The 8,014-nt window shown below is 49.8% G+C and carries 11 protein-coding genes; 1 reads left to right on the top strand and 10 read right to left on the bottom strand.

The window, feature by feature from the left end; genetic code table 11:
- Positions 1 to 41: 41 nt before the first annotated feature.
- The 7 genes from AC5JL3_RS24885 to AC5JL3_RS24855 all read right to left on the bottom strand — a co-directional run bounded on the left by AC5JL3_RS24885 (position 42) and on the right by AC5JL3_RS24855 (position 6,003).
- Positions 42 to 1,814, bottom strand: coding sequence for an alpha/beta fold hydrolase (locus AC5JL3_RS24885; RefSeq protein ID WP_496077029.1), 1,773 nt, complete (start codon positions 1,812 to 1,814; stop codon positions 42 to 44).
- Positions 1,811 to 2,539 carry a dienelactone hydrolase family protein gene (locus AC5JL3_RS24880; protein WP_496077028.1) on the bottom strand — a complete coding sequence of 243 codons (729 nt, stop codon included), beginning with the start codon at positions 2,537 to 2,539 and terminating at the stop codon, positions 1,811 to 1,813. Before AC5JL3_RS24880 ends, AC5JL3_RS24885 begins: the two co-directional genes overlap by 4 nt.
- Positions 2,540 to 2,589: 50 nt before the next feature.
- The gene (locus AC5JL3_RS24875) at positions 2,590 to 3,459 is read right to left on the bottom strand and encodes an alpha/beta fold hydrolase (RefSeq protein ID WP_496077027.1); all 870 of its coding nucleotides are present in this window, start codon (positions 3,457 to 3,459) and stop codon (positions 2,590 to 2,592) included.
- Between the two features lie 90 nt (positions 3,460 to 3,549).
- Positions 3,550 to 3,840 (bottom strand): DUF302 domain-containing protein, encoded by a 291-nt coding sequence (locus tag AC5JL3_RS24870; protein ID WP_496077031.1) that lies wholly within the window; start codon positions 3,838 to 3,840, stop codon positions 3,550 to 3,552.
- Between the two features lie 147 nt (positions 3,841 to 3,987).
- Positions 3,988 to 4,737 carry an SDR family oxidoreductase gene (locus AC5JL3_RS24865; protein ID WP_496077026.1) on the bottom strand — a complete coding sequence of 250 codons (750 nt, stop codon included), beginning with the start codon at positions 4,735 to 4,737 and terminating at the stop codon, positions 3,988 to 3,990.
- Positions 4,738 to 4,861: 124 nt separating this feature from the next.
- Positions 4,862 to 5,539, bottom strand: coding sequence for a cupin domain-containing protein (locus AC5JL3_RS24860; RefSeq protein ID WP_496077025.1), 678 nt, complete (start codon positions 5,537 to 5,539; stop codon positions 4,862 to 4,864).
- Positions 5,540 to 5,730: 191 nt separating this feature from the next.
- Entirely contained in the window at positions 5,731 to 6,003 is a 273-nt protein-coding gene (locus tag AC5JL3_RS24855; RefSeq protein ID WP_496077024.1) for a hypothetical protein, read from the bottom strand.
- A 303-nt stretch (positions 6,004 to 6,306) separates the two neighbouring features.
- On the opposite strand from AC5JL3_RS24855, the gene AC5JL3_RS24850 reads away from it, so the two are divergent.
- Positions 6,307 to 6,441, top strand: coding sequence for a hypothetical protein (locus tag AC5JL3_RS24850; protein WP_496077023.1), 135 nt, complete (start codon positions 6,307 to 6,309; stop codon positions 6,439 to 6,441).
- A 111-nt stretch (positions 6,442 to 6,552) separates the two neighbouring features.
- Here AC5JL3_RS24850 and AC5JL3_RS24845 read toward each other — a convergent pair whose 3' ends face one another.
- From AC5JL3_RS24845 to AC5JL3_RS24835, 3 genes are read right to left on the bottom strand one after another with little or no spacing between them, the layout of a single operon-like run.
- Positions 6,553 to 6,879 (bottom strand): AzlD domain-containing protein, encoded by a 327-nt coding sequence (locus AC5JL3_RS24845; RefSeq protein WP_496077022.1) that lies wholly within the window; start codon positions 6,877 to 6,879, stop codon positions 6,553 to 6,555.
- Complete coding sequence (locus AC5JL3_RS24840; RefSeq protein ID WP_496073997.1) at positions 6,872 to 7,609, bottom strand: AzlC family ABC transporter permease; 738 nt, start codon at positions 7,607 to 7,609, stop codon at positions 6,872 to 6,874. Before AC5JL3_RS24840 ends, AC5JL3_RS24845 begins: the two co-directional genes overlap by 8 nt.
- A 29-nt stretch (positions 7,610 to 7,638) precedes the next feature.
- Positions 7,639 to 7,932 (bottom strand): helix-turn-helix transcriptional regulator, encoded by a 294-nt coding sequence (locus AC5JL3_RS24835; RefSeq protein ID WP_496077030.1) that lies wholly within the window; start codon positions 7,930 to 7,932, stop codon positions 7,639 to 7,641.
- Positions 7,933 to 8,014: the final 82 nt, after the last annotated feature.

Here is an 8,014-nt window from a genome sequence, read left to right as displayed (position 1 = left end):
TTATAAAGCTAGTTTGGGCTTTGTTTGGGCTTGATATTTGTTTAAGTCCCATTAATCGAGTTTGGTGGTGGCGCGGTGCCTGCTTGATGAAAGCGCCAAGCCTGGAACCAGCGAACTGCATCGGGTAGTTGAGGATAATTGTCATAAGCGCCAGGATAGTCCCGTACCCGCAGTAATGACAGAGATGCAAGCTCTGACCGCCGTACAAACAGGTGTACTGCCTTAGCTCCCGATTCCAACGCCACTCCTGCTGCATCGAAAGCCGAAGCCGCCGCACCCAGCACCGCCACAGTCTTACCGCGCAGTGCTTCAAAATCGATGGCATCGGCGGTATGTGCGTACAGCGTGCGTGGTAAGTCAGCCAGTACTGGAGGTATGTATGGACCACCAGTGCCAGCCACGCCATTGGCGAAGATAATTTTGCGCGTAGTTTCTACCTGCGGGACACCGTTTACCTCAAGGTGTAGGCGGAAGAAACCTGCATCTGGCTGAATCCGCACCAACTTCGTCTGGTAACGAACCTGGATACCGAGGAATTGCCGATACCAACTGAGGTACTCAGCCCAAGCCACTCGCCCAATGCGATCGATCTGCGCGTAGGCTGCCGCACCGTGCCGAGCTTCGTACCAGGCTTGAAAGGACAATTCTGGGATGCCTAGTTCTGGACCAGGCAGATTTTTCGGCGTGCGGAGCGTTTTCATCCGCGCTCGCGTCAGCCACACGCCTGCATGAGCCTCGTCATCGGCTGCATCGATCTCCGTCACGCGACCGATCCCAGCACGCCGTAGCGCAAATACAAAGGTGCTACCGCTGCCGCTGCCACCTATTATAGTGACATTGTGATCGATGCCAGGGCGATCGGGTACCCAGTTTTCGGGATCGGGACCGAGCAGGCGTAGTGCCTCGCGGGCAGCAAAATCGGGATCGGTTGTTGTTGTCATGTCGATCATGGTGTTCTCGACAACGTGGGTGGTCAGAAAGCAGCGAATATGATCTGCGATCGCGTCCCCATCTTCTTCCAGGGCAAAGTGTCCGGTATCGAGTAGATGAAACTCAAGGTTCTGCAAGTCGCGCTTGTAGGCATAGGCTCCTTCGGCTAAAAAGCCCTGGTCGTTTTTGCCCCACACGACTAAGCTGGGTGGTTGATACTGACGGAGATAGGCTTGCCATTGCGGATACAGCAACACATTGGATTGATAGTCGTACTTCAATGCCAGTTGAATATCCGAGTTACCAGGGCGATCGAGAAGCGCTTCATCCAAAGCCCAAGTATCGGGACTGAGGGACTCTAAATTTCTCGCTCCAGTGGTGTAATACCATTTCGCGCCCTTGATAGCTAGAGCCTGACGCACCCGTTCAGTATTTTCGGGTGTCTTGTTCTGCCAAAAAGCTCGCATTGGTTGCCAGAAATCACCTAGCCCTTCCTCGTAGGCATTGCCATTTTGCACAATCAGCGACTCTACTCGCTCTGGATGCTGCGTGGCAAGACGATAACCAATGGGAGCGCCATAATCCATCAGGTAAAGACTGTAGCGTTTCAAGCCGATCGCATCGATAAAGTCTGCCATTACTTCGGTAAGGCGATCGAAGGTGTAATCAAACTCATCCATCGTAGGCATGGAACTATAGCCAAAGCCAGGGTAATCAGGGGCAACCAAATGGAAGGAATCCGCAAGTGCAGGTATGAGATTGCGGAACATGTGAGAGGAAGTCGGGAAGCCATGCAACAGCAGAATCGTTGGGTTGTTGCGAGAACCCGCTTCACGATAGAAAATATCTAAACCATCGATTGAGACTGTGCGATAGCCGGTCATGAGGTTACTCCTTGGATGACACCACTGCCTAAGTGTTGTTTCAAAAACGCCAACGTGCGATCGCTCGCTAATTCGGCGGCTTCTCTGCGATAAGCAGAACTACCCACGCGACTAAACCCGTGACTTACTCCTTCATAGCGATAGATTGTTACCAGGGGGTTGTCTTTCAGTCCTTGCTGAATGGTCGCTTGAGCGCTTGGTGATACATACTCGTCATTTCCACTCATATGCAATATCAGCGGTTTCTGAATCTTTGTCGCCTCCGCTAAATTCTTGTCAATCTCAACACCGTAGTAACTGACGTTGGCATCCGCATCGGTACGTGTTGCCATGAAATATGCCAGTTTGCCGCCCAAACAAAAGCCCACACTGCCAACCTTGCCTGTGCTACTGGGATACTGCCGCAGAAAAGACAGGGTTGCCTTCAGGTCTTCTACGCCGCTATCCACATCAAACGCTCCGAGTAGCTCGAAGGCTTTAGCCCACTGATTCTCATCCTCAGGATCAAGTTGCACATCGGGTTCTAGTCGCCAATATAAATCTGGCACGAGCACCAAATAGCCTTCTTTAGCGTAATCATCGGCAGTCTGCCGCATATTCTTATTGACCCCAAGGACTTCTTGAATCAGCACAATTCCTGCACGAGGCTGAGTACTGGGTGCTGCTAGATAGGCGCTAAAACTGCCCCCTAACAAGGCGGGAATGGTTACATTTTGAGTTGTCATGCTGTCCTTCCTTTTTAACCAATTAATGGGGATCAGAAATCAACATTTGATTAGGCAGGGATGGGTTGCAGCCGTGACGTGAGAAATTGACCGATGTGGTTTGCGATCGCGTCCCCATCTTCCTCCAGCGCAAAATGTCCCGTATCGAGTAAATGGAACTCAACGTCATTCAGATCGCGCTGGTAGGGATAAGCGCCTTCGGCAGGGAATATGTAGTCGTTTTTACCCCAAACAATCAGGGCGGGGGGTTGATATTTGCGGAAATATTCCTGCCATTGCGGATATAACGGTGGATTTGTGCCATAGCTATAAAACAGCGCCAGTTGAATTTCAACATTTCCGGGGCGATCGAGGAAGAGTTGATCCATATTCCAGGTATCAGGACTGACTGCTTCAGGCTTGCGGACACCATTGGTGTACTGCCACTTTGTTGTTTCTAGTGTAAAAAAGGGTCTGAGCTTGTCAGCATTCTCAGGCGAACGCTCTTGCCAGTATGCCTTGATCGGGTCCCAAAATTCACGCAGACCTTCCTCGTAAGCATTCCCGTTTTGCACAATCAGTGCTTCCACTCGCTCTGGATATTTAGCTGCAATCCGATAGCCAATGGGAGCACCATAATCCATCACGTAAAGGCTATATCGTTTGAGATCTACCGCTGTAATAAATTTCTCCACGATCTGTGCCAGATGATCAAACGTGTAGTCAAACTCATCCACGGTTGGCATCGAACTGTTGCCATAGCCAGGATAATCAAGTGCAATCAGATGGAAGCGATCAGCAAGTGCACTCATCAGATTACGGAACATATGAGATGAGGTCGGGAAGCCGTGCAACAGCAGAATCGTTGGATTATCGCGAGAGCCAGCTTCTCGATAAAAGATCTCTAAACCATCGATTGCGATCGTGCGAAATGTGGTCATGAGATTACTCGTTGTAAGGTTATAGGTGAAGTTTTGGATTGCATTCGATTACAGCAGCCAACATGGGATATCAAAAAATGAATGAGTTGCTTATCGGAGTGCTTGATTGACTAAAGGTGGAATGACCGCGATGTTTTTGACCAACTCATTGGAGAGAGAGAACCGCTGTTTTAAGTAATCAGGATCGTTGTAACTCAGCCATACCTTACCGTCAGCCGCTTCCCATGCCAGTATTTTCAGGGGTAAATCCAGAGCGATCGTCGGTTGTGCCACCATGAGCGGTGTTCCGGCTTCAGGGTTGCCAAACAGCAATAACTGTGTCGGACGCAGGCTAAGTCCAACTTTTTTAGCTTCAGCTCGTTGATCAATGCGGGCAAAAATGGTGATGCCTTTTGCCTAAAGCATAGCTTCTAAGCGATCGACGGTTTCGGTTACTGAATATGGGCTGGGCTGACTGATGATGCCGTTAATTGCATTCATAGCAGCGAACTCCTCTATGGTTTTGGTGATGGGTATTTTTAGGGCACTTTAAATCTGTGCCATACCGCCATCGACAAACAGCTCGATGCCGTTGACAAAGCTGCTGTCGTCACAAGCGAGAAAGACGACGGCTTTGGCAATCTCATCCGGTGTGCCGACTCGTCCTAGTGGGATATTTTTGGCTTCAGTTGCTACGAAATCCTGCACCTGCTCATCACTCAGTCCCATGAGATTGTAACCGGGAGTAGGAACTACACCAGGGCTAATAGCATTAACTCGGATATTGCGCTCTTTGAGGTCGAGTGTCCAATTGCGAGCAAACGAGCGCACAGCGGCTTTGGTCGCACTGTAAACGCTGAAGGCTGGGGTACCCATAGTAGTAGTAGTCGAGGCGTTTAGAATGATGGAAGCGCCCTCTGGCAACAGAGGTAGTGCCTTCTGCACGGTGAATAGCAGTCCTTTGACGTTAGTGTTGAACGTTTTGTCAAAGTGTTCTTCGGTGATTGCTCCAAGTGGAACGAGTTCTCCACCACCAGCATTGGCGAAGAGCACATCGAGGTGTCCTTTCTCTTGCTCAATCGTGGCGAACAGGCGATCGAGGTCTTCCATCTTGGAGGCATCGCTCTGAACACCCGTGATGTTTTCACCGATCGCTTTGACGGCGGCATCAAGTTCAGTTTGGCGACGACCGGTGATGAAGACATATGCCCCTTCGGCGACAAAGCGCTTAGCAGTGGCAAGACCGATGCCGCTGGTACCGCCGGTGACAAGAGCGACTTTTCCTTCTAGTTTTTTCATTATGATGAATCCTGTGGTTGTTGAGGGGTGAAAGAGTAGTTTGCGGTGGGTTGCTTTCAACACGAGAACGATGAGGAGCAGCCTGATGTTGACGATCTGCGCTAAAAAGTTTTCCCGCATCACCTCATGTGGGGGGTAGATCTCCGGGCGCACCCAGAATTTCGTCGCCAATCTCAGCGGTAATGCGTTCAACTAGCTCCATGTCCGATGATTCTGTCTCATCCAGCGTCCCCACTGCTGCAATCAGCCGAGCAAAGGCACTGGGCGCAGCAACGACCAACCCACGAGCTGGCTTATCGCCGAGCACCGCGACGACGTGAGGTGTGCCAACCGGAATCAGGAAGCTTTCACCCGCGCTTAGCACAACCTTGTTCTCACCGGCCCACACTGTGAACTCCCCGGACAGTACATAGAGTTGTTCCGAATAGCGCGTGTGGCGATGGGGAGGAGTCTGTGAGCCAGGTGGGAAGTAGCCTGCAATTAGATCGTACTGACCTCCGGTCGTGGTATGGTCAGCAACGATGGTGAGGCGAGAACCAAAAAACCAGAAAGATTGTGTCATAAGATTGCTCTTTTCTCCTTGTGGATAGCTATAAAGTTGATGTTTAATAGCCTTATTAGTCAGAGGGGTCAATCGCTGCAAATGTGCGATCGCTTGAATCGCTATCGCCTCATCAGGATTGCTGTCTCGATTAACTGGAAACTCATGAGATGACTGAAGCCGCTGAGCAACCTCTTGTGCAATATGGGTAAATACATGATTCAAACTGGCGCTGTTGAGGTGTTGCGGCAGGCTTTGCAACTTTTAAGGATTATCGATAGCAGTGGAGTAAAGGTATTGCCGATCACGGTTCATTAGTTTGTCTCCCTATCTAAACTTCACGGTTTAGAACACATTGCTAGAGTGGGTTTCCTAGTGTTTGATCGGGCAAGATCAGTGCAAATGTGTTTCACCTGATTCCGAATGAACTATCCCTATTCTTTGACGTTCGGTTAATTTAGACCAGGCAAGTTTTCCAAGATAGGTTTTAAGTTAAGTTCAATTTCAGCGTCCTGAAGCGCGGCTATAGATCTGAATTGCCCAATCGCCAATAGCCCTGGTTTTATACCGCCGTACCAACTGCTTACTGTCACCGCCGCATAAAAAAAAGCGAAGGAGACAGAGCCTAGGAAAGGCTCTAAGAGTTGTGTCAATACTATTGCAACGAAGACACACAAGACGGCAACAGCATAGGGTTTAAACGGAGCGCGTGTTTTTCTTGACATCCCGATCAGCCTCTTATCTCCTACGCTGGATTTCCCTCGCTTCTACCCTAACCAGACTTACTGGATACAAGCCATAAGTTTTTCTATATGGAGGCACTATTTGTGGCAGGCATTTAGCGAATTGGTATGACGATAGACAGCATTGGAATCCCAGAACTGTCACAATTAAGGCGAACTTATCAACCACACGTCAATTCACGGTGCTTACTTCCGATAATCTCACATAAGGTGAGGTAGGAAAATGGCTCTAATGACGCTATAGCGTTGATTAAGCTAATACCGGAAATTTATGGAACTTAGGACGTGCAAAACCGCATTCTATTGAGAATGACCCCCATCGTCTTGCAACTCATTGATAAGTGGAATGCTGACTTATCAGCGATTGAGACACAATGCTTTTTACGTCATATTGATACAAAGCAAGAGATATTACAGTGAAGCAAGGTATTAGGGCAGGGTGTACCAATTTGTAATGTTCACCCTTGGGTAGTTATCTGGTAGCGGCTCTTTAAGGGGCGGGTGCGATCGCGACGAGTGCAGTCACTAACTTCAGTTGAGTTGGAGGAGCCACTGCCAAATGAAAAACGTCAGCATTCCCAGCAGGATTGTTAGCAACAGATTTTTTGTCCGATAGCCAACAAGAATCGCGGCGGCTGCCCCAATCAATCGAGCATTTGTATGACTGAGCATCAGTTCATCACCGGTCGGCATTAGGATGGTCGGCATAGTGATCGCGGTTAAAACAGCAGGAGGAACATAGCGCAGCAAATGCATAAGCTGTGGGGAAAGCTGGATACATCCACTCATTCCAATCAACCCATAGCGGATTGAGAAGGTGATCAGCGCCATCCCGCCAATTAGAACTAGTTCATTCATCGCGAACACCCTTGAGTTTGAGTTTTTCTGTGCTGAATCCGGCGACAACTCCCGCCAGTGCTGCCACGATCAAGCCCAGTTGGTGAGGTAAGGGGTGAGCCAATAGTGACGTAACGCCTGCAACGAGAACCGCCACCAACATGGGCTGAGTCTTGAGGTAGGGAATTACCATGCCGATAAACGTAACGGACATCGCAAAGTCGAGTCCCCAGTTCGCCGCACCCGGTAGCCGTTGCCCGATAGACACACCAACAAGGGTGCACAGTTGCCAATTGCCGTACATCAGCAGAACCGCCCCCAAGTAATACCAATGCTTGTGGAGTGAGGAGTCGTTTTGGCTGTAGCGGGTGATCGCCACAGCAAAGGCTTCATCCGTCAACCAGAAGCCGATGGGAATCTTCCAATGCTGAGGTAAATGCCTGATGTAGGGAAGCAAACTGATCGCGTAAAGCAGGTGACGTAGATTCACAACCAACGTTGTCAGCAAAATCAGCGGTAGAGCCGTTCCCGTTGCCAGTAATCCCACGGCGATGAACTGAGCCGACCCAGCAAACACAAACGCAGACATCGCCAGGGTTCCGGCAACTGAAAGACCGCTCCCAGTTGCCAGCGTTCCATAAATAATCCCAAAGGGAATTGCCCCAACAACCAGTGGAAAAATTGCCCGACTTCCAGCCAAAAACTCGGACAATGGCGTAGGTAAATGGGTTGACAGACAAGAGCGAGTCATCGTGGCTAAAGCTTGAAAACATTTCCAGCCTAGAGAATCTCCATCTGAAAATCTTGTACGTTATTGCCGCATCCCAGCGCGTACTGTTTGGGGGTGACTCCAACCAACCGCTTAAAGTGACGGGTGAGGTGGCTTTGGTCAGTGAAACCCGTATCGGCAGCAACATGGCAGATTGGCAATCCCAGACTCAAGAGCGCTTTGGCATAAGCAACTCGCGTCTGCACTAGATAGGCGTGGGGAGGTAACCCAACATGCTTGCGAAACACCCGCAACAGGCGCAGGGGTTTGAGGTTGGCAACGCCAGCTAGCTGCTCTAGCGAAATACTAGACCTCTTGCAAAAGTCGAAATTACCCCCCTTAATCCCCCCTTATCAAGCTATGCATTAGTCACATCTTTCTTAATAA

It is taken from the genome of Symplocastrum torsivum (assembly GCF_059505465.1).
The sequence above is the reverse complement of the archived record's forward strand: the minus strand, read 5'-3'. Positions and strand labels throughout refer to the sequence as shown.